A 20251-nucleotide genomic window follows, 5' to 3' on the forward strand; every position below is an offset into this window, starting at 1 on the left:
TTACGCGAAGCGGTAGTCGGACAGATCGACGGAGACGATCAGCGGCTCCGGCGCGGGGGTGTTATCGGGCTGGCGCGGGTAGATGCGCAGTTTCGACGGCAGCGTGATTCCCTGGACCTCGACCGGGTCGAGGAGGTACCGGGCCGCGGGGTTGCTTCCCTGGATGTCCACTTCGTAGTCGTGCCGGACCAGGAGTCCGCTCGCGTTGAAGTAGTAGGTCTGGATCTTGCTGTGCGTGGCGATGGCGTCCGGGAACTCGACCCGCAGCCGCCGCCACTCCTCGCCGTTCTCCTGCCAGGGTTCGATCTCCTCGGCCGTCACACCCGGCTGCTTGAGGATGAACGGCGAGGTCAGATAGGTCCACATCGTGTACCCGCTGAAGTACGCGACCTGCGCATCGCTCCAGGGGGTCTCCATCTCGTAGCCCTGGAACGAGGCGCGGGGTTCGTTCAGCTCTTCGACGACCTCTCCGTCCGGGGTCTCGATCGTGACGCGGTCCGGACCGAAGACGGAGTGGTTCCGGGTCGGCGCGAACGGCCAGTGGGAGACCCGCTCCTGCTTCAGGTCGACCCGGACGTTGCAGTCCTCCAGAACCGTGGGCTTGCCCTTGAGGCCCCACAGGACGCCGCCCTGATGCAGCTTGGCGGTCAGAGTCGAGAAGCGGCGGAACCGATCCAGCCCACCATGTGCTTCCAGTGCCAGTTCGACGAGATCACTCATGTTTGTGCTCCTACGTTCCTTGAGGTGTTTTGTCGGTGTCCTCTCGGTGTTGGGACAGCGACACCTGTCACAGATTGATCATGTGGCCGGCCAGGCCGTGGATAGCTTCCTTGACCGACTCACCGAGCGTGGGGTGGGCGTGCACGTTGCGCGCCACCTCGTGGACGGTCAAGTCCCACTGCTGAGCCAGCGTCAGCTCCGGCAGCAACTCCGCCACCTCCGCGCCGATGAGATGTGCGCCCAGCAGCTCACCGTGGACACCGTCGCTGATGATCTTGACGAAGCCGGCCGGGTCGCCGAGCCCCTGGGCCTTGCCGTTCGCGGTGAACGGGAACTTCGCGACACGCACGTCGAAACCGCGCTCGCGGGCCTGCGCCTCCGTCCAGCCGAAGCTCGCGATCTGCGGCTTGCAGAAGGTGACGCGCGGGATCATGACGTAGTCGAGTTCCATCGTCTCCGCCCCGCCGATGGTCTCCGCCGCCACGATGCCCATCGACTCGGCGGCATGCGCCAGCATCAGCTCGGCCGTCACATCGCCGATCGCGAAGATGTGCGGAACACTCGTGCGCAGCCGGCCGTCGACGTCGATGGCGCCTCCCTCGGTGAGCCGCACCCCGGTGTTCTCCAGCCCGTAGCCAGTCACGTTCGGCTGGAAGCCGAGGGCCTGCAGCACCTTGTCGGCTTCCAGGACCTGCCGCTGCCCGTCGCGGGAGACCGTCACCCGTACCGTGCCGCCGTCCTCCTGGATCGACTCCACGCGGGTGGAGGTGAGCACCTGGATGCCGAGGCGCCGGTACTGCCGGGCCAGCTCCGCGGAGATCTCCTCGTCCTCCAGGGGCGCCGGCCGGTCCGCGAACTCGACGACGGTGACCTGGACGCCGTAGGTGTGGAGTATGTACGCGAACTCGACGCCGATCGCACCGGCGCCGGCGATGATGATGCTGCTGGGCAGTTCCTCGACGAGGATCTGCTCCTCGAAGGTCACCACCCGCTCGCTCCGCCGGGTGCCGGGCAGCAGTTTGGCGGTGGCTCCCGTGGCGATGACGCAGTGGTCGAAGGAGACCGTCTCCGCGGTGCCGTCGGCGCCCGTCACCGTGAGGGTATGGGCGTCGGTGAAGCGACCACGCCCGAGATACTGCGTGATCTTGTTCTTCCGCATGAGGTAGTTGACGCCCTTGGCCCGGCCGTCGGCGACCCGGCGACTGCGCCGGAACGCCTCGCCGTAATCGAAGCGCACCTGGCCCTCGACCTCGATGCCGAAGGTCTTGGCCTCATGGGTGAACGTGTGCGCCAGTTCGGCGTTGCGCAGCAGTGCCTTGGCCGGGATGCAGCCGATGTTGAGGCAGACGCCGCCCCAGTAGCGCTCCTCCACCACCGCGGTACGTAGCCCCAGTTGGGCCGCGCGCACCGCGGCCGTGTATCCACCGGGCCCGGCGCCCAGGACGACGACGTCATAGTGTGCGCTCATGAGAAATCCTGTTTCTTGATACGTGGAATGCGGTGGATCACGGGGACCGTGGGCCGTCGCGCGCCCGCCCGGCCTGCCTCTCTGCGTACGCCGCCCGTCAGGCGCCGAGGAAGGCGTTCACCTCGTGGGCGAACTCCGCCGGGTACTGGAAGAGGAAGCCGTGTCCGGCATCCGGGTAGACGCTCAGCTTCGCGTTGGGCAGGTGCTCGGCCAGCAGATACGTGTTCTTGGTCGGGATCATCTCGTCGTTGTCCCCGTTGGCGACCAGAGCGGGCTGCTGGATGGAGTCCAGGCGCTGCAGGCGGGAGTCGTCCCGCACGCCCCACGCGGAGATCGCGGTCAACTGGGCGTCCCGCACGGCCAGATCGGTCGGGGCGTCCCGCTCGGCGGTGCGCAGGCCGAGGCGCTTGAGGAACTCCACGCCCTTGCCCTGGCTGGAGACGCTCTTCTCGAAGAAGAGGGTGAGCAGATCCGTCGCCGTGGGGGCGTCTCCGAAGGCGGTGTCACGAATGGCGCCCGCCGTGTACAGGTGGATGTCCCGCCCGCCCCTGGGCGCCGTACCGGCCAGGACCAGACGCCGCACCTGCCACGGACGGAACAAGGCGATCTCCTGGGCGATGAAACCGCCGAGGGAGAAGCCGAGCAGGTCGTACCGGGGAAGCTGCAAGGCGTCGAGAAAGGCGATGGCGTTGTACGCCATCTCCTCGACGGTGTTCGGCGTGGTGCCGGTGGAACCGCCGACGCCGGCGAGGTCCACGAGGACGACCTCACGCTCGGCGGCGACGGCGTCCACGAACTCGGGGTCCCAGTTGTCCAGGTTGGCGCGGAAGTGCACGAGGCAGACCAGCGGGAGGTCGCTTTCGCTGGGCTTGCCGAAACGGCGGTAGCGGTAGGTGACACCGTCCGCTGCCTCGACGTGGAGGTTGGGCGTCGTGATCTGGCTTCGGTCGGACTCGGTGGCCATGGCGGTTGTCTCTCGATCTGAGTGAGTGAAGTCAGTGGGCGGGCTCATGTCGCGGACACGTTTGTCGGCGAGTCCCGCGGTCTGGCCGGGACGGCCTGGTACTAGCTACGGGCGCCGAGGCGTTCACCCATGTTCAGCTCCAGGTCATGGATGACTTCAGGGCCGGCCTTCGCCGACTGCCGCAGGCGTTCCTGGACGGACTCCCGCGCGAGCAGCTCGGCGAAGCGCTTGTGGGTGGCCGCCAGCTCGGCGGTGCCGTGCTGGGGGGCTTCCTCGTTGACGATCTCCTTGACCGCACGGAGGGCCTCGGCGTCGAAGGAGGCGACGCGACGCGCGAAACGGTCGACGACAGCGTCCAGATCGGCGTCGGGGACGGACCGGTTGATCCAACCGTAGAGCGCCGCCGTGTCCGCGTCGTAGTCCTCACCGGAAGTGATGATCTCCAGTGCCCGGGACCGCCCGGTGAGCCGCAGCAGGCGCTGAATGCCGCCGCAGCCGGGGATGATGCCCGTACCGATCTCGAGCTGGCTCAGGACAGCCTTCTCGCGGCTCGCGAAGCGCACGTCGAGGGCGAGCAGGAACTCGTTGCCGATGCCGCGGGCGCGGCCGCGGAGGGAACCGAGCGTGATGAAGCGGGCGTTGCCCAGGCGGGTGACGATGTCGAACCAGGTGGGCATGCCCTCCCCGAACTCGGCGGCCCTCCCCAGGTTCAGATGGGCCATGAAGAACTCCGGGAGGGCGCTGTCGAAGACGACGACCTTGACGTCGGGGTCCTTCTCCAGCTGGTCGACGACCTTCGCGAGTGCGGCCTCCACCTCGGGGTCGTAGAGGTTGAACGGAGGGTTGTCGAAGGTGACCCTCCAGTAACCGGGGCTGCGCTGTTCGGCACGGACAGGAACGTGCGTGTCTGCCGTCGTCTTGTTCGACATGGGGAGGTCCCTCTTCGTGAGGTGCGTGTGGTGACGCGCCCGGTTCAGGTGTGTCACGCCGGGGCTGCTCTGACCTGCAGATTACGAGCGGTCGGCATGCCGTGCTCGGCGGCGGGCGCCGACAATGCCCTATCAGGCACATTCAGTTGACACACCGGCACAGTCCCGGCCGAGGGCGTCCCTGGACACGTTCCTTTGTGTTACATGTCGTGTATATGGCAGGCCCTCGCTCCCTGTCCGACGGCCGCGATGCTGCCTGATCACACGGGTCCGAGGCGTCCTGACGCTCGTCCCCCTGCCGAAAGTGGTGCTGATGTCTGTCTCCTCGGGACCCTCACCCGCCCCTGAGCTCACCTTTCCCACAAGCCTCGCCGCCCTGGCGATACGCCCGGGTGATCCGGGCTATGACGCCGTGCGCCACACCTATACCCGCCTGGGCCGTCCGGCCGCCGTCCTGCCGGTGCGCGACGCGCGGGACATCGCGGTGGCGCTGGCTCACGCGAGAGACACGCTCCTGCCGTTCACCGTCCGCAGTGGAGGCCATGGCATCAGCGGACGGTCCACGAACGACGGCGGCCTCGTCGTCGATCTCTCCGCACTCGCCTCGGTGACCGTGCTCGACGCGGACGCGGGGCTCGTACGTGTCGGAGCGGGAGCCCGGTGGGGAGACGTCGCCGCCGCGCTCGCGCCGTACGGGCTGGCGCTGTCCTCCGGCGACACGGGGGACGTCGGCGTCGGTGGACTGGCCACCGCCGGCGGTATCGGTCTCATGGCACGCGCGCACGGACTCACCATCGACCACATGCGAGCGGCCGAACTGGTCCTCGCCGACGGTTCCATGGTGCGTACGGACGCTCATCACGATCCCGACCTGTTCTGGGCCGTGCGTGGTGCCGGAGCCAACTTCGGGGTCGCCACCGCCTTCGAGTTCCGGGCCGCGCGGGTGGACGGGGTCTGCGTCGACGTCAGTGTCTTCGACGCGGCGGACACCGTCGCCTTCCTGACCAGGTGGGGAAGGTGGATGGAAAAGTCCGCCCGCGAGGTGACCGGCTTCCTGACCCTGGTGACCGGACCGGGTGGACGCCCCGTCGCACAGGTCATGACGGTGTACGCGGGCCGTGACATGGACGCCGCCCGCCATGCGCTGCGGTCACTGGGGTCCGTCGCTCCGGTACTGCGGAACGAGCTCTTCGCGGCCCCCTACCACCGCTTGCTGCCGGCCGGGCACCAGCCGCAGCACGCCCAGCAGCCCATGACCGTGTCTCGTTCCGGGCTGCTTCACCACATCGACGACCAGGTGGCCCAGGGCATCGTCGCGGTCGCGACGGCAGCCGGCATCGTGCAGCTGCGGTCCGTCGGCGGAGCGGTCAACGACGTGCCGACCACGGCCATGGCCTACGCGCACCGCACCCAGAACTTCTCGCTCATGGCGGCGACGGTCCCCGCCCTGCGCGCCGACCTCGACCAGCGTTGGGGCCGGCTCACTCCCCACATCGACGGGCTGTACCTGAGCTTCGAGACGCGCACAGGTCCGCGGCAGCTCAGGGACGCGTTCCCGCAGCCGGTTCTCGACCGGCTGCTCGCGCTCAAGGACCAGTACGATCCCGGGCATCTCTTCGACAGCAACTTCGCGCTGCGCCGGCCGGCGGGTGACGCCCCGGAATGAACGGCCGGGCCGCCACTGTTGCGCGAGGGGCAAAAACCCCCACGGACATGTCACACAGGGAGAAGATGGGCACGAACCGGAAGAAGTGGATCCGGTGGCCGGCGCCACCGTTTTCGGGCGTACCCGGGTTCCGGGCGTCCGGTGAACGGCGGAGCACGGACTTCCCACCCGCTGACTGCACGGGCCAGAGCGCCGGTGCCGACTTCCGTTCGCCACTGCGCGACTTCCTGCGCACCGAGACCGGCAGCGCGGCCGTGCTCGTCGCGGCGGCGGTCGTCGCGCTGCTGTGGGCCAACACGGAGCCCGCGGCCTACACGTCGTTCTGGGAAACACACCTGTCCGTCGGGATCGGTGCCCGGGGTCTGTCGCTCCCGCTGCGGGAGTGGATCAACAGCGGTCTGATGGCGTTGTTCTTCTTCGTCGTCGGACTGGAGGCACGGCGCGAGTTCGACGTGGGCGAGCTGCGCGACCGTCGACGGCTGGTCCTGCCGCTCGTCGCCGGGATCAGCGGCATGGCGGTACCCATCGCCCTTTACCTCGCTGTCAACGCCGGACACCCGTCCGCGCACGGCTGGGGCGCGGCGATGTCCACCGACACCGCCTTCGCCCTCGGCATGCTCGCCGTCGTGGGACGCCGGCTGCCGAACGGACTGCGGATCTTCATTCTGACGATCACAGTGGTCGACGACTTCCTCTCCTTGGGCGTCATCGCCGTCGCCTACAGCGAACAGGTGGAGGCGCCGGCCCTCCTCCTCTCGATCGGCGTGTTCGGCGTGGTCCTTCTCGTCCGCGCGCTCAAAGTGCGCCGGGGCCTGGTCTACGCCCTGCTGGCAGTGGTGGCATGGGCCGCGCTGCTGAAGTCCGGCGTCGATCCCGTGGTCATCGGCCTCGCCATGGGGCTGCTGACCTACGCCTATCCGGCGGCGCGCGAAGACCTCGAACACGCCACGGGTCTGTTCCGGAGCTTCCGCGAGCAGCCGACGCCCGAACTGGAACGCTCGGTACGGGCCGGCCTCGCCTCCGCACTCTCCCCCAACGATCGTCTGCAGGGCCTGTTCCACCCGTGGACCAGTTACCTCGTCGTGCCGCTCTTCGCCCTGGCCAACACCGGCATTCCGCTCGACGCCGAACAGTTGGAGCGGGCGTTCACCTCGCCCGTCACCCTCGGCATCCTCGTCGCGTTCGTCCTAGGCAAACCCCTGGGCATCGTCGGCGCGTCCGCTGTGACGTACTGGCTCAGCCGGGGCCGGCTGCGCCCGCCGGTCGGCTGGGGAGCCGTCACCGCGGGAGGCACCCTGGCCGGGACGGGCTTCACCGTCTCCCTCCTCATCGCGACCCTCGCCTTCGACGGGACCCTGCTCCAGGACGCCAAGATCGGCATCCTGAGCGCACTGGTCGCCTCCTTCCTGAGCAGCCGGCTCGTCACAGCGGTGATCGCGGCACTGCCGGTCTCCCTGCGGCAGCGGGCGCTGCTCGGCGACGCCGAAGCGATCACCGACCTGGTGGTCCCGGTCGACCCCGACCGGGACCACGTCCGAGGGCCCCGGGACGCGCCGGTGACGGTCGTGGAGTACGGCGACTACGAATGCCCGTACTGCGGGCAGGCCGAACCGGTCGTCCGGGAGCTGCTCGGCGACTTCGGCGACGTGCGCTACGTATGGCGGCACCTCCCCCTGACGGACGTACACGTGCACGCACAACTGGCGGCCGAGGCGGCGGAGGCGGCCGCCGCGCAGGGCCGCTACTGGGACATGCACGACAGGCTGTTCAGCCACCAGGGCGCGCTGCGCCTGGACGACCTGCGCAAGTACGCCGCGGACCTCGGGCTGGACACCGAGCGCTTCGACCAGGACCTGCGGTCGCACCGGGGCTCCGGCCGGATCGCCGAGGACGTGGAGTCGGCGGACCGCAGCGGCGTGGCGGGCACGCCCACGTTCTTCGTCAACGGGCGCCGGCATCACGGTGCCTACGACATCACCGGCCTGTCGGCGGCGGTGCGCGCGGCCCGGGAACGGGCGGCGGCCGACGCGCGCCGAGACAGGTGACGAGCGGGAATGCAGCACCGCCCGGTGGCGTTGGAACGATCGTCTGACATGACCGAGTCAATGTACTCGGGTGTCGGCGGAAGGAGCCCCTCATGGCACGCAGCACCACGCGGCCCGTCGTCAAGCTGACGTCGACGGCCGGCACCGGAGTCACCTACGTGACCCGCAAGAACCGTCTGAACGATCCTGACCGGCTGGTCCTGCGCAAGTACGACCCGACGGTCGGCGGACACGTCCTGTTCCGCGAAGAACGCTGACATCCGCCTTCGTCGCCCGGCGACGAAGGCCCCGCAAGGAGGCACCACCCCCGATGAAGGTACGTAAGTCACTGCGCTCGCTCAAGGCCAAGCCCGGCGCCCAGGTGGTACGCCGACGGGGCGTCACCTTCGTGCTCAACAAGAAGGACCCCCGCTTCAAGGCCCGCCAGGGCTGACCCGCCCCACGCCGTACGGCCCGGTACCGCATTCGCGGTGCCGGGCCGTTGCCGTACCGGTCGAAAAGCCGTCGGCCGATTGACCGGTGCCTCGAATCGGCCTCCACCGCAGGCTCGCCCCCGAGTGTGGGTAACCGAGCATCCGAGGAGAACGGTGGACCCACGAACGCGACCTGATCGTGCGCCCCGCGCACGATCTCAGCGGGCTGTCGGCGGGGCCGGTCGTCCCGTCGGACCACGAGGTGACCCCCTTCGAGAAGAGCTGACTTCAGCGCCGTCGGCTATCTGATCGGCGGTCTCTGCCTCACCGCCCGGACCTGCTCCTTCCTCTATTGGAAGGCCGGCGGACCCGTCCCCTTCGGTCGGCCTGACAGGTCATCGAGCGAGCCGTATCTCCCGCTTGAGGATCTTCCCGGTGGAGCCCTTGGGCAAGGAGGGGACGATCCGGATTTCCCGCGGGTACTTGTAGGGGGCGACACGGGCTTTCACGAAGGAGCGTAGTTCGTCTTCGGTGGCCCGGCCGTCGGGGGTGAGGACGACGGCTGCGGCGACCTCTTCGCCGAGGTGCCTGTGCGGGAGGCCGAGCACGGCCGCCTCCAGTACGTCCGGGTGCTCGTAGAGGACCTCCTCGATCTCCCGTGGGTAGACGTTGTACCCACCCCGGATGATCACGTCTTTCTTGCGGTCGACGATGAAGAAGTAACCGTCCTCGTCCTGCCGAGCCAGGTCTCCGCTGCGCAGCCAACCGTCCGGGATCGTCTCGGCCGTCTCCTCGGGCCGGTTCCAGTAGCCGGCCATGACGTTGTCGCCCCGGATGGCGATCTCACCGACGTCGCCGGGGGACACGTCCTTGCCTGCCTCGTCCACAAGGCGCACTTCGACCCCCAGCATCGGGGTGCCGATCGAGCCGGCCTTACGAGGTCGGTCAAGGTGGTTGAAGGTCGACACCGGGGAGGTCTCGGACAGACCGTAGCCCTCCCCCACCGTGCAGCCGAAGCGCTTCTCGAAGGCGTACAGCACCTCGCCCGGCAAGGAGGCTCCGCCCGAGACGCACACCCTCAAGGCACCTGCCTCGGATCCGGTCGTAACCGGAGGCTGGTGCAGCAACGCGTTGTACATCGTGGGTACGGCGACGAAGATCGTCACACCCAGCTCGCTCAGCATGGCAAGGACCTCTGCCGGATCGAAGCGGGGCACAAGCACGAGACAGGCGCCCCGACGGATCCCCGCGTTCATGCTGCCCGTCTGGCCGAAGGCATGGAAGAGCGGCAAGCGGGCCATCATGACGTCGTCGTCGGTGATGTCGACGACATGGTCGGCCAACACCTCTGCGTTGCGGCCGAGATTGCCATGGGTCAAGGCCGCGCCCTTCGGCGTGCCGGTCGTGCCCGAGGTGTACAGGAGAGCGGCGAGATCGCCGTCGTCCCGGGGGCACGGCTCGGTGATCGGCGTCTGTTCGTCGGCCGGCACCCAGTCCGCACCGACCGCGTTCACCGGGGTGCCCGTCGCGGCCGCCGCCGCTGTCGCCTGCTGTGCGACGCCCTCGTACACGAACAGGCGCCTCGCCCCCGAGTCGACCAGACAGTGCTGGATCTCCTTCTCCTTGAGCAGCGGGTTCATAGGGACGACGACGCCGCCGGCGCGCAGGATGCCGTAGTAGAGCGCGACGAACGCCGGGACGTTGGGAAGCATCAGGCCCACCCGGTCGCCCGCCGTCAGCCCTTCCGCCTGGAGCGTTGCCGCGATACGGGACGCCGCCGCGTCCAACTCCGTGTACGGCACCACAGCTTCACCGAACCGGAGAGCGGGGTGATCGGGATGAAGCCGCGTCGTCGCCGACAGGTTCTCCGCGATGTTCGGCATGTGTCCTCCTGCTTGACAGCCCTGTGACGGACCTGCACCTGGTGCAGACGCACGCCCGCACGCGGGGGCGACCAGGGATGGGTGATGACACGTCCAGTCGCGGGACATACCGCGCGACTTCACATACGTGTATGCGCAACATAGCAGTCGGTCAGATGACTGATGACGGGGCGACGGATGCGGGGAAACCTGTTCCTGGCTTCCGGCTTCCGGCTTCCGGCTTCCGGCTTCCGGCTTCCGGGGCGAAGTTGTCGAGCCGGCACAGATGAGACATAGAAGAGACAGAGGGCAAGAGATGACCACATGGGCCGTTGAGCGCTTCGGCGCCGTTGCTGTCCTTACGTTCTCCAGGGCACCGGAGAACCTCATGGACTTCCGTTCCATGATTGAACTCGGTGATCTGCTGGAGGACATCGCCCTGCAGTCAAAGCAGGTCAGAGTCGTCATGCTGGCCGGCGGGCTGGACGACAAGTTCATCGACCACGCCGAGCTCTCCGACCTGGCTCGCGCCGGTGCCGGGCAAGCCAGCAGGGAGGAACTCGCCTCCTGGTCACGTGTGTTGGCCCTGCTGGAGGACATCCCTCAGCCGACCGTCGCGGCCATCGACGGGCTCGCCTCCGGCGGCGGCAACGAGATCGCGTTGGCCTGTACCCTGCGGGTCGCTTCCTCCCGCGCTCGCTTCCAGCAGCCGGAGATCACCGGCGGTTTCATCCCCGGCGGCGGAGGCAGCGTGCGGCTTCCCCGGCTGGTGGGCCCCGGCCACTCGGCCGAGGTGATCCTCACCGGCAGGCCCTTCTCCGCCGATGAAGCGCTCGCCATGCGCTGGGTCAATACCGTCCTACCGGCCGAGGACTTCCTGCAAGCGGCGTTGCGCTGGGTCGAGGACATCGCGAAGAATGCGGGGCCCGCGTTGTACGCGGCCAAGGAGTCGATCGTGACCGGATCGAGGCTGCCGTTCCCGGAAGCGGTCGCCACGGAACGGCGCCTGTTCGCCGGGCTCACATCCGGGCTCGCGGTCAGTGAGCATTCGTCGGGCCCCGCCGACGCGTAGTCGGTGGTCTTCCGTCTCCAGCCGGACCTCGTCCCGAAAGGGACGACATGCTTCCCCCACGGTCACCGCACGGTTCGGGGCCTGTCGCGGTGCCCCTACCCTGACGTGGCCGCGTCCGGCGGCTCGGGTCCTGAGCGCTCGGGCCTTTCACAGCGGAAGAGTTGATCAGTGTGGCTGCAACCAGTGACCGTGCCCGTACACAGGCCGACGATGTGCGGGCGGCGTACCGCCATTGTCAGGAAGTAACACGTACGCAAGCGAAGAACTTCAGTTACGGTGTCCGGCTGTTGCCGGGCCCCAAGCGGCGGGCCATGTCCGCGATCTACGCCCTGGCGCGCCGCGTGGACGACATAGGCGACGGCGAGCTGGGCACGGAGCGCAAGGCAGAGTTGCTTGCGCGAGTCAGTTCGATGGTGGACGGGTTGGTGTCGGGACATCCGGACGCCGTGCACCCGGACGCCGAGGACGCACGGGACCCGGTACGCATAGCGCTCGCGGATGCGGCTCAGCGCTTTCCGATCCCGCTCGAAGCGTTCCACGAACTGATCGCCGGCGTCACCATGGACATCGAGCAGACGGACTACAAGAACTTCGGCGACCTGCTCGTCTACTGTCGCCGCGTGGCCGGCTCCGTCGGCAGGCTGTCGCTCGGTGTCTTCGGCTGTACGGACGTCGAGCGGGGAATGGAATACGCCGACACATTGGGATTGGCCTTGCAGGTCACCAATATTCTCCGTGATGTCTGCGAGGACGCCGCCATGGGCAGGCGCTACCTTCCGAGTGAGGACGTCGAACGCTTCGCATGCGAAGACGCGCAGTTAGCCACGTACTCCGTCCCCGCCGACGCGGACTTCGAGGGTCTCATCAGGTACGAGGCGGGGAGGGCCCGGGCTCTGTTCGAGGAGGGCTTTCGCCTGTTGCCCCTGCTCGACCGTCGCAGCCAGGCGTGCGTCGGCGCCATGGCGGGCATCTACCGGCGACTGCTCGACGTCATTGAGAGCGAGCCCGGAGCGGTACTGGCCGGTCGGGTTTCCCTGACGACGAGGGAGAAGTCAGGTCTGGCACTTGCGGCGCTGCTGGGCCGCGTTCGCTGAACCAATTTCCCTCCCGCGGAGCGATTTCCCCTCCGTGAACCAACTCGCCCTCGTGTCGCGGCCCTCCCCCACCGCCGTCGAGCGGTGAGGAAGGCCCCAAGTAGCGATCCATACAACCTCGTTGAACCGCAAAGCTTCTACGCCGACGTAGTGATGTGACAGCGGATCTGGATGCCGTGGACGATTTCGGTCGCTCCGATGACGACCAGCCAGATGCCCGCCACGATGGCCAGGGTCGCGACGGAGGAGAACGGCCAGATGACGACAGTCAGCCCGGCCAGAGTGGTGAGGACACCGAGCAGTCCGCTCCAGACACTTGTCGGACGGGCCGGTCCCGACACCGCCGTGACGGTCATCGAGATACCGCTCAGCAGCCAGCCGAAGCCGATCCAGACGGCAAGCAGCAGAAGTGACTGTGCCACGCTCCGGAAGGCCATGAGTCCGAGCAGCACGCTCAGGCTTCCGCTGAGCACCAACAGAGCCCGCGAGCCTCCGGGGGCATGCGGTCCGAACGCGCCTACGAGCTGCGTCACGCCGTAGGCAAGCAGGTAGACGCCGAAAAGAACGCCGACGACTGCCAGGGTGGCGCCCGGCCACACCAAGGTCACCAACCCGATTGCGGCGGCGACCACTCCACCCGCGACCATCACTTTCCAGGCCGCGGATCCCAGCAGATCCACCACCTTCGACTCGTTCCACTGACCGGGTCCACCAGGTGCTTCGTTCGCGATGACCATGACGTCCGCGACTCCTCTCGTATGGGGAGCTCCAGCATCATGGCAATGGTCTCCGTTGCCATTGGTCATCCGACCTACGTGCGCACGCCGATGACCGAGCTTTGAGGAAGCGCACGTGGGAACCACTCTGCCGATCGGCCTTGGCGAGCGGGCCGAGATCGAGGCCTACGCGGACTTCGTCACCGGTGCGCCGATGTCCGTCCGGGAGTCGCTGGGCGCCGGCTCCCGTCGATTCGGCTCAGCCCTTGCGGTGGCCGTTCGTGACGACCTCAGCCGCTTCTTCGGCCGGGCCCACCGGTTTGTTGCCCAACGTGTGCCGTTCGCCCTGCACTGCCGATCCGGCTGGTCCGGCACCGGCCGGATCCGCTGACATTGGGCTCACCATTGTCGCCGTGGAAAGCCGGACAGCCATTGGCCTCCGTCGGCCGACTGCCGCGGAGTGGCAGCGACCGGGCCTACCGCCTCCGGCGGAGCGCGACGGTCACTGGGGCGGCGTCATCCGTACACCCTGCTCGCGGGTGAGCAGGTACTGCAAGGGAGCGTCGGCGTGCGGCCCCTCGTGGGCGCTCAGCAGGCCCGCATGCCGTCCCAGCTCCTCGGCGCTGAACCAGTGCGGACTGTCGGCGCCGATCGCCGCCCGCGGACGGGTACGGATCGCACCGATGACCAATTCGTAGACCCTCGGCCCTCCCCCGCCCAGCTCAGCGGTGAGAGAGCGCACAAGGGACTTCTTCGCCGCATTGGTGGCACCGACCAGCGCGGCGAACGGGTAAGGGATCTCGGCGCTGAATCCACTGAGGTGCACCAGCGCCCCACTCCTGGAAAGCAGCGGGGTCAGCGTGCGCAGCGCATGGAAGTGGCTGGTCAGGTTGGCCGCGATCATTCGCTGCCATTCCTCGGTCGTTGTGTCCAGGATGGCCGTACGCTTCGGGCTCCCCCAGTCGCCGATCGTGATCACCACTCCGTCGAATTCCCCGAAGGCCGACAGCCGCTCGCGCACGCTCGCGGTGTCCGCGGCTCCGACGTCCACCACCTGGGTGTCGAGGGTGCCCGGTCCGCTTCCTTCCACGTAGGCGGCCAGACGGGCCAGCCGCTCCTCGTCCCGGCCGGTGGCCACCACCCTCGCGCCCTGCAGAAGCAGATCCCGCGTCATGCCCTCGCCGATTCCGCCGGTGGCGCCCGCCACCAGTACGGTGCGGCCCGACAGACTGTGCTCAGTACGTATGTCACTCATGGGCAGAATCCTTCGGGCACGGCCCGATTTCTGCCGTCCGAGCATCCGAAAACTGCCCCATGGGCCCGCGGTCATGCCCCATGGATACGTAGGGGGGCGCCGAGCGCGGCGAGCGAGAGCGCAGCACCGGGCCGCCCTGATGGTCCCGTGAGACCCACAGGAGACGGTCCACGCCTCCTCATTCCTTGCGGGCAAGACAGGTTTGACAAGCTGAAAATGACCGACCATATTGAAATGGCCGCGCCGACCCGGGCGGCTCGTCGACGGGTACTGGGGGGTCGGTTGTGCCGTGCTCAGACACCACATCGTGCCCGCCTGCGGGAACTGGCTCGTTCGCCGGCAGAGCCCTCGCCCATCTCCTCCACCTGGCGATCCGGACGCCGATGTGAGCGGTGCGAGGAGCGCCGCCGACGCGTGAACGCGTCATCCACCGGTGATCGGCCCGAGGACAGAAAAGGTAGGGGGCATGGTGCGTGAACCCACGGATCCCGAACCTTCCGAGAAGGCCGTCGGACGCGAATCGGAGCTCGCACGCATTGCCCAGATCGTCTTCTCCGAGCCCTCCGACGACGCGAGCACTCTCGTTCTCGTAGGAGAACCCGGTTCAGGCAAGAGCACGTTGCTCAAGGCTGCCACGGTGGAGGCGAATCGTCGCGGGTTCGACGTGCTGAGCTGCGCCGGCAACCGGGAGGAGCTGACGCTCGAGTACGGCGCCCTGCATCAGCTCTTGAAACCCGTGCTGCACCAGCTTCCCGACGTGCCGCTTCCGCAACGCTCGGCCCTGTCGCGAGCCTTCGGCGTGCACCCATCCGATGTCCAGCCCGCCGACGGCGGACAGGACCGGTTTCTCGTCGGACTCGCGGCCTTGAACCTGCTGCTCATGTGTGCGCGCCGCAAGCCGCTGACGGTTGTCGTCGACGACCTGCAATGGCTCGACGCCTGCTCCCTGGAGACGCTGCTCTTCGTCGCTCGACGTATCTCGGACGAGCCGGTGGGACTCCTGGCCGCCGTACGTGACGACAGTACGGGTGCATCGATGTGGTCCGAATTCGAGCGGCTGACGGTGGGACCGTTGCCGGACGAGGCGGCCGGGCACCTGCTGGACACGCAACCGGTGATTCCACGGGGTTGGGTGCGTGGCCAAGTGCTGCGGTTGGCGGAGGGCAACCCCTTGGCGTTGGTGGAGTTGGCGCGCAGTGCGTCGAAGATCGGCACCTCGACGTCGGAGGGCAGCATAGGAGTCGCGGCTTCGTTGCTGACCCGGCTGGGAAACACGCCGGCGGAGCGTTTGACCGCGCTTCCGAAGGCGACGCGGCGGATGCTGCTGATCATGGCTGTGGCGGAAGCGCCCGATACCGGCGCGGCGATGTCGGCGGCCTCGGCGTCCGAACCCGACGGAGGCATCGAGGCGTGGTCCGCGGCGGAGGAAGCGGAGCTGGTGCGACTGGTCGGCGGGCAGGTGCGGTTCCGTCACCCGTTGATGCGCTCGGTGGTGTACGGGGCTGCGTCGTTCGCGGAGCGTCGTGAGGCGCACCTGCTGCTGGCGGAGAACTCGGCGGGTGATCCGGACCGGCGGGCCTGGCATCTCGCCGCAGCGTCCTGGGCGCCGGACGAGTCGGTCGCGGGCGCGTTGGTCGAGACCGCGGACCGGGCGCGTCGGCGTGGCGGGTACTGGGGGGCGGCCGCCGCGTTGGAGCGCGCGGGGCAGTTGAGCGAGGACGGATGGCTGCGGGCCCGCCGGTGGTTGGACGCGTGCGAGCTCGCGATGCGTGCGGGTGAGCCATGGTGGGTGGAGTCACTGGCAGTGAAGGTGGCGACGACGACCGATGACGCGGCGATGCTGATGGAGGCGGTGCAGCGCAGGGGGTGGGCGCTGTCGGTGACCGGTCGACACGAAGCGGCGTTGTCCGAGCTGCTTCCCTTGGCCATGGACACCGTTGACACCGCACCGACGACGGCTCTGGACGCCGTGGTCCGTGGAGCGGTCGTCGTGTACAGCGGCGGCGACGAGGTTTTTCGTCGGCTCGCCGTGGAACTGCTGTCGCGGATACCCGGTGACGCGGGCAGCCTTTGCGAGCATGTCTGGGCACGTGCGTGCTGTGATCCTTTCGGGGACCGTCGGAGCCTGATGGAGTTGCTGGACCGTGCGGCAACCGAGGTGGACGGGGAACCGTACGGGATAAAGCTGTTGGGGGGCGCGGCCTGGGTCCTGGACGAGACGGCATCGGCCGTGCGGTGGCTCGGCTCCGCGCTGGAGCATCTCCGCTCGGTGACGGCCATGGGGTCCGACGTCGTACTGGAACAGTTGCTGGCGTTGGCGCAGTTCGATGCCGGCGCGTGGGACGCAGCGCGGTCGTCCGCCCAGAACGCACGGCGGGTGGCGGCGGAGAACAACCTCGAGACGGTGGAATGGGCGGCGCTGTACGTCGATGCGACGGTCTCGGCCTTGCGAGGTGACACGGACAGGGCTCGGGGTGCGATCGAGCGGGCAGTCGCGGGGACGGATGTGTCGGAGCGCCGTGCGCTGGGAGTACGTGCGGCCATGGTGCGCGCGGCGGTGGCGGCCGTCGAGGGCGATCACTCGATGGAGTTCGAGTTGCTGCGGGAGCTTTTCACCGCCGGCCCCGATCCGCGGCCTGTGCATTATCACCGCTCCTTCTACGGCGTGGGGGATCTTGCTGCCGCCGCTGTCCGGGCGGGGCGGCAGTCGGAGGCGGCGGCGGTCGTGGACTCGGTGGAGCGACAGTTGGGCGAGGGAATGTCACCGCGTCTGCGGCTGATCGTGGGGCGCGCGCGGGCCTTGTTGTGTGAGGGGGAGGAGGCGGAGGCGCTGTTCCGCGCGGTGGTGGAGGACCCGCGTGCCGAGCAGTGGCCCTTCGAACGGGCGGTCACCGCAATGGAGTTCGGGGAGTGGCTGCGTCGCAGACGCCGGATGGGTGACGCGCGCGGTGAACTCGCGCGCGCGCTGACCGTGTTCGAGCGCTTGGAGGCACGTCCGTGGGTGGAGCGGACGGTGGGGGAACTGCGCGCCTGCCGGGCACCTGTGCGGGGCGCGGAGCAGGGGCCGCAGGCGGCGGAGCGTCTGACACCGCAGCAGTTGCAGATCGCGCGGCTGGCGGCGACGGGCCTCACCAATCGGCAGATCGGCGAGCGGCTGTTCCTGTCCGCCCGAACCGTCGGTTTCCATCTGTACCAGGTGTTCCCGAAGCTGGGGATCAGCAGCCGGGGCCAACTCCGTGACGCCCTCGACCGCGACTGAAAGGCTCCGGGACGAAGGTGCCGGGGCGAAACTGAGCACAGCCAGGCGACACGCCACCGTCTGATGAGTCATTTGACTGCGGGACCTTTCCGAGCGCCCCCGACGGGCCGGCCGGCCATCAAGGGCCCGGATGCCGCGCCCGGGCAACCTGGCGGGTGAAGACGACCTACGGAGCGCACGCGCAGGCCCCCGAGAGGGGTCCGGTAACGGGGGGGGAGGAGCGTGTACGCCGACTCTGTCTTCCCCTCGTATCGCGTGCAGCGGTCGAAAAAGTAAGTCGTTAGACGGATTCGCGGGTGTACGCCTCCGGGGCATGGTGAGTCCATCCCCCGGCGCGTCCGCGCCGCGCAGTGTCTTTCGAAGGGGAAGCCATGTCTTTCATCACGGTCGGTCAGGAAAACTCCACCGACATCGACCTGTACTACGAGGACCACGGCACCGGCCGGCCCGTCGTCCGACATCGTGCGTGCCAGTCGCAGGGCGCTGAACGGAGAATCGCCACTGCCTCCCACGCTGGTGCGCACGCTCATCGAACGCCTGCGCTCCCAGCCAGGGCAGCAGCCCGGCTCCGCCGAGCTGTCCACGCGAGAGTTGGACGTGCTGCGGCTGCTGGCTGAAGGGTTGAGCACGGCGGAGGTCGCCGGAAGTCTCAACTACTCCGAACGCGCCATCAGGAACGTGCTGCACGACATGATCACACGGCTGCGTCTGCGCAACCGGACGCACGCGGTGGCGTACGCCATCCGCAACGGCGCTGTGACGCCTACCGCCGACACACTCCGGCGCCGCCTCGCATGTCTGCGTCGCCGGCAGATGTACCCGTTCGTGCAGAGTGAATGCCCACGCGTACAGGTGTACGTCGTACAGGGCACACCGGACAGGCAAACCGTGGCCCGGCGTCGCATCCTTCGAGCATGGCAACCTCTTTTCCCGAGATCGGTGACCGTCCGGACGATCTCGCCCTCGCCGCCGAAGTGCGGCTGACAGACGGACAATTGGCCCGGGCCGCGCACTACGCGAGCCGCGAAGACGTCCGAGCAGGCCAGGTTCTCTACCGGGTCGAGGACGACTCGGTAGACCTCTTCCTGTGTGAGACAGCGACGCTGGAAGCGACCATCCCCTCGTCCGAGTGCGGTGACGGACACCTGTTCATGACCCACGGCCCCGGCCAGTTCGCCGGCGAACTCAATCTGCTCACGGGACAGCGACGCGGCCTGACCGTACAGGTCACCGTCGGCGGCACGGTCCTCCGGGTGCCACCGGAAGCCTTCCGCAGGCTCATGGCCGAGGAGACGGAACTGTCGGACCTGCTCCTGCGCGCCGTCCTCGCCCGGCGACGGCTGCTGCGTCAGGCGACGGAGCAGAGCTTGCGCATCGTCGGCGACGCCGGGTCGGCCGCGGGCATGGCCATGCGCATCTTCCTGGACCGCCAGGGTGTACCGCACCAATGGCTCGACAGTGACTCCCCGCAGGGGACGGACATACTCCGCTCGGCCGGGCTGACCCAGGACGACCTGCCCGCAGCGCTGACGTCACATCAGGTGACGCCAACGGTGACGCCGGGCGTCCTCAGCCAGCAGCTCAACCTCACTTACCGCCGCACGGGACGCGGCTCGGCCGACCTCACCGTCGTGGGCGCCGGTCCGGCGGGGCTGGCGGCGGCGGTGTACGGCGCTTCCGAAGGGCTGGAGACGGTACTGCTTGACGGGGTGGCCGTGGGTGGTCAGGCCGCCACCAGCGCACGTATCGAGAACTACCTCGGCTTCCCCTTCGGGCTCAGCGGCACCGACCTGACCACGCGTGCCGCCGTGCAGGCCCTGAAGTTCGGCGTGCACCTGGCCAGCCCGTGCGGCGTCACCGGGCTCAGCAGGCAGGGTGGCGACCACGTCGTGACCCTGATGGACGGGACGCGCATCAACACCAGGGCGGTGATCATCGCCACCGGCGCGGAGTACCGGGCGCTCCCCCTCGACGGCTGGACAGAACTGACCGGATGCGGCATCTACTACGCGGCCACCGACCTGGAGGCCCAGGCGGTGGCGGGACGGCCGGTCGCCGTGGTCGGCGGCGCCAACTCGGCCGGGCAGGCCGCACTGCACCTGGCCCGCTACGCCTCCGAGGTCACGCTGGTGGTGCGGGGACCCGATCTCGGCGTCCGCATGTCCGCGTACCTCGTCGAACGCATCATGAACGATCCGCGGATCACCGTACTGACTGGTGCCCAGGTGACCACGCTGCACGGTCGGCCCCACCTCGAAGGAATCTCGCTCGCCACACGTGCCGAAGGCACCGAGGAACGACGCCTCGACTGCGCGGGCCTGTTCTGTTTTATCGGTGCCCGGCCGGCGACGTCCTGGCTGAGCGGGGTTCTTCTGGACACGGACGGGTTCGTGCCCACGGACCGCCAGTTGTCGCCGGAGGAACTCGGACTGCACTGGCGGGAGTTGGGACGTGAGCCGCTGCCGTACGAAACGAGCGTCCCCGGTGTGTTCGCCGCAGGTGACGTGCGACTGGCGTCGATGAAGCGCGTTGCCGCCGCGGTCGGTGACGGTGCGAGCGCGGTGCGCTCGGTCCACCAGTACCTCGCGACGCTCTGAGCCCGGCCAGGGCCTTGACCAACGTGTGCCGCTGAACAACGTGCGGTGCGCCACGATGAAACGAGTTTGGAGGAAGAAGCAACTGCGCGACGAGGACTGAACCGCCCCGGTTCGAATGGAGACTCGATTTCATGAAAGGATCGAGTCATGGCACGACCTTCCCGTTACCCGCTTGAGCTCCGCCGTCGTGC

17 protein-coding genes and 1 pseudogene are annotated in these 20251 nt (G+C 68.4%); 11 read left to right on the plus strand and 7 right to left on the minus strand.

The window, feature by feature from the left end; all coding sequences use genetic code 11:
• The 4 genes from ACFYO2_RS42200 to ACFYO2_RS42215 form a co-directional block, all read right to left on the minus strand.
• Window positions 1-720, minus strand: a complete 720-nt coding sequence (locus ACFYO2_RS42200) for a hypothetical protein (RefSeq protein ID WP_388360735.1) — start codon at window positions 718-720, stop codon at window positions 1-3.
• A gap of 67 nt (window positions 721-787) precedes the next feature.
• Entirely contained in the window at window positions 788-2188 is a 1401-nt protein-coding gene (lpdA, locus tag ACFYO2_RS42205) for a dihydrolipoyl dehydrogenase (protein WP_388360737.1), read from the minus strand.
• Between the two features lie 97 nt (window positions 2189-2285).
• The gene (locus tag ACFYO2_RS42210; RefSeq protein ID WP_388360740.1) at window positions 2286-3152 is read right to left on the minus strand and encodes an alpha/beta fold hydrolase; all 867 of its coding nucleotides are present in this window, start codon (window positions 3150-3152) and stop codon (window positions 2286-2288) included.
• 101 nt (window positions 3153-3253) lie between these two features.
• On the minus strand, window positions 3254-4081 hold the full coding sequence (locus ACFYO2_RS42215; protein WP_388360742.1) for an enoyl-CoA hydratase/isomerase family protein: 828 nt from the start codon (window positions 4079-4081) through the stop codon (window positions 3254-3256).
• 313 nt (window positions 4082-4394) lie between these two features.
• On the opposite strand from ACFYO2_RS42215, the gene ACFYO2_RS42220 reads away from it, so the two are divergent.
• The 4 genes from ACFYO2_RS42220 to ykgO all read left to right on the plus strand — a co-directional run bounded on the left by ACFYO2_RS42220 (window position 4395) and on the right by ykgO (window position 8225).
• On the plus strand, window positions 4395-5747 hold the full coding sequence (locus tag ACFYO2_RS42220; protein WP_388360745.1) for an FAD-binding oxidoreductase: 1353 nt from the start codon (window positions 4395-4397) through the stop codon (window positions 5745-5747).
• A gap of 65 nt (window positions 5748-5812) precedes the next feature.
• Window positions 5813-7792, plus strand: a complete 1980-nt coding sequence (nhaA, locus tag ACFYO2_RS42225; RefSeq protein ID WP_388360748.1) for a Na+/H+ antiporter NhaA — start codon at window positions 5813-5815, stop codon at window positions 7790-7792.
• Between the two features lie 92 nt (window positions 7793-7884).
• Complete coding sequence (gene rpmG / locus ACFYO2_RS42230) at window positions 7885-8049, plus strand: 50S ribosomal protein L33 (protein ID WP_388360751.1); 165 nt, start codon at window positions 7885-7887, stop codon at window positions 8047-8049.
• Between the two features lie 53 nt (window positions 8050-8102).
• Window positions 8103-8225 carry a type B 50S ribosomal protein L36 gene (ykgO, locus tag ACFYO2_RS42235; RefSeq protein WP_046258531.1) on the plus strand — a complete coding sequence of 41 codons (123 nt, stop codon included), beginning with the start codon at window positions 8103-8105 and terminating at the stop codon, window positions 8223-8225.
• Between the two features lie 375 nt (window positions 8226-8600).
• On the opposite strand, the gene ACFYO2_RS42240 is transcribed toward ykgO, so the two are convergent.
• A complete protein-coding gene (locus ACFYO2_RS42240; protein WP_388360756.1) occupies window positions 8601-10088 on the minus strand; it encodes a long-chain fatty acid--CoA ligase in 1488 nt (495 codons plus the stop codon).
• Between the two features lie 295 nt (window positions 10089-10383).
• On the opposite strand from ACFYO2_RS42240, the gene ACFYO2_RS42245 reads away from it, so the two are divergent.
• Both ACFYO2_RS42245 and ACFYO2_RS42250 read left to right on the plus strand, forming a co-directional pair.
• On the plus strand, window positions 10384-11139 hold the full coding sequence (locus tag ACFYO2_RS42245; protein ID WP_388360759.1) for an enoyl-CoA hydratase/isomerase family protein: 756 nt from the start codon (window positions 10384-10386) through the stop codon (window positions 11137-11139).
• 170 nt (window positions 11140-11309) lie between these two features.
• On the plus strand, window positions 11310-12233 hold the full coding sequence (locus ACFYO2_RS42250) for a phytoene/squalene synthase family protein (RefSeq protein WP_388360761.1): 924 nt from the start codon (window positions 11310-11312) through the stop codon (window positions 12231-12233).
• A 137-nt stretch (window positions 12234-12370) separates the two neighbouring features.
• Here the strand turns inward: ACFYO2_RS42250 and ACFYO2_RS42255 are convergent, their stop codons facing one another.
• A complete protein-coding gene (locus ACFYO2_RS42255) occupies window positions 12371-12970 on the minus strand; it encodes an HdeD family acid-resistance protein (RefSeq protein WP_388360764.1) in 600 nt (199 codons plus the stop codon).
• Window positions 12971-13085: 115 nt separating this feature from the next.
• Between ACFYO2_RS42255 and ACFYO2_RS42260 the strand changes: the two genes are divergently transcribed.
• Window positions 13086-13340, plus strand: a complete 255-nt coding sequence (locus tag ACFYO2_RS42260) for a hypothetical protein (RefSeq protein WP_388360767.1) — start codon at window positions 13086-13088, stop codon at window positions 13338-13340.
• A 111-nt stretch (window positions 13341-13451) separates the two neighbouring features.
• Here the strand turns inward: ACFYO2_RS42260 and ACFYO2_RS42265 are convergent, their stop codons facing one another.
• The gene (locus ACFYO2_RS42265; protein ID WP_388360770.1) at window positions 13452-14204 is read right to left on the minus strand and encodes an SDR family NAD(P)-dependent oxidoreductase; all 753 of its coding nucleotides are present in this window, start codon (window positions 14202-14204) and stop codon (window positions 13452-13454) included.
• A gap of 433 nt (window positions 14205-14637) precedes the next feature.
• Here ACFYO2_RS42265 and ACFYO2_RS42270 point away from each other — a divergent pair, with 433 nt between their 5' ends.
• From ACFYO2_RS42270 to ACFYO2_RS42285, 4 genes and pseudogenes are all read left to right on the plus strand, one after another.
• Complete coding sequence (locus ACFYO2_RS42270; RefSeq protein ID WP_388360773.1) at window positions 14638-17463, plus strand: ATP-binding protein; 2826 nt, start codon at window positions 14638-14640, stop codon at window positions 17461-17463.
• 371 nt (window positions 17464-17834) lie between these two features.
• Window positions 17835-17918 (plus strand): annotated as a pseudogene (locus ACFYO2_RS42275) (alpha/beta hydrolase); the annotation flags it as partial.
• Window positions 17919-17979: 61 nt separating this feature from the next.
• On the plus strand, window positions 17980-18447 hold the full coding sequence (locus ACFYO2_RS42280; protein WP_388360776.1) for a response regulator transcription factor: 468 nt from the start codon (window positions 17980-17982) through the stop codon (window positions 18445-18447).
• The gene (locus ACFYO2_RS42285) at window positions 18378-20060 is read left to right on the plus strand and encodes an FAD-dependent oxidoreductase (protein ID WP_388360779.1); all 1683 of its coding nucleotides are present in this window, start codon (window positions 18378-18380) and stop codon (window positions 20058-20060) included. The genes ACFYO2_RS42280 and ACFYO2_RS42285 overlap by 70 nt, the downstream gene beginning before the upstream one ends.
• Window positions 20061-20251 lie beyond the last annotated feature (191 nt).

The organism is Streptomyces sp. NPDC006602 (assembly GCF_042870385.1).
Taxonomy (GTDB): domain Bacteria; phylum Actinomycetota; class Actinomycetes; order Streptomycetales; family Streptomycetaceae; genus Streptomyces.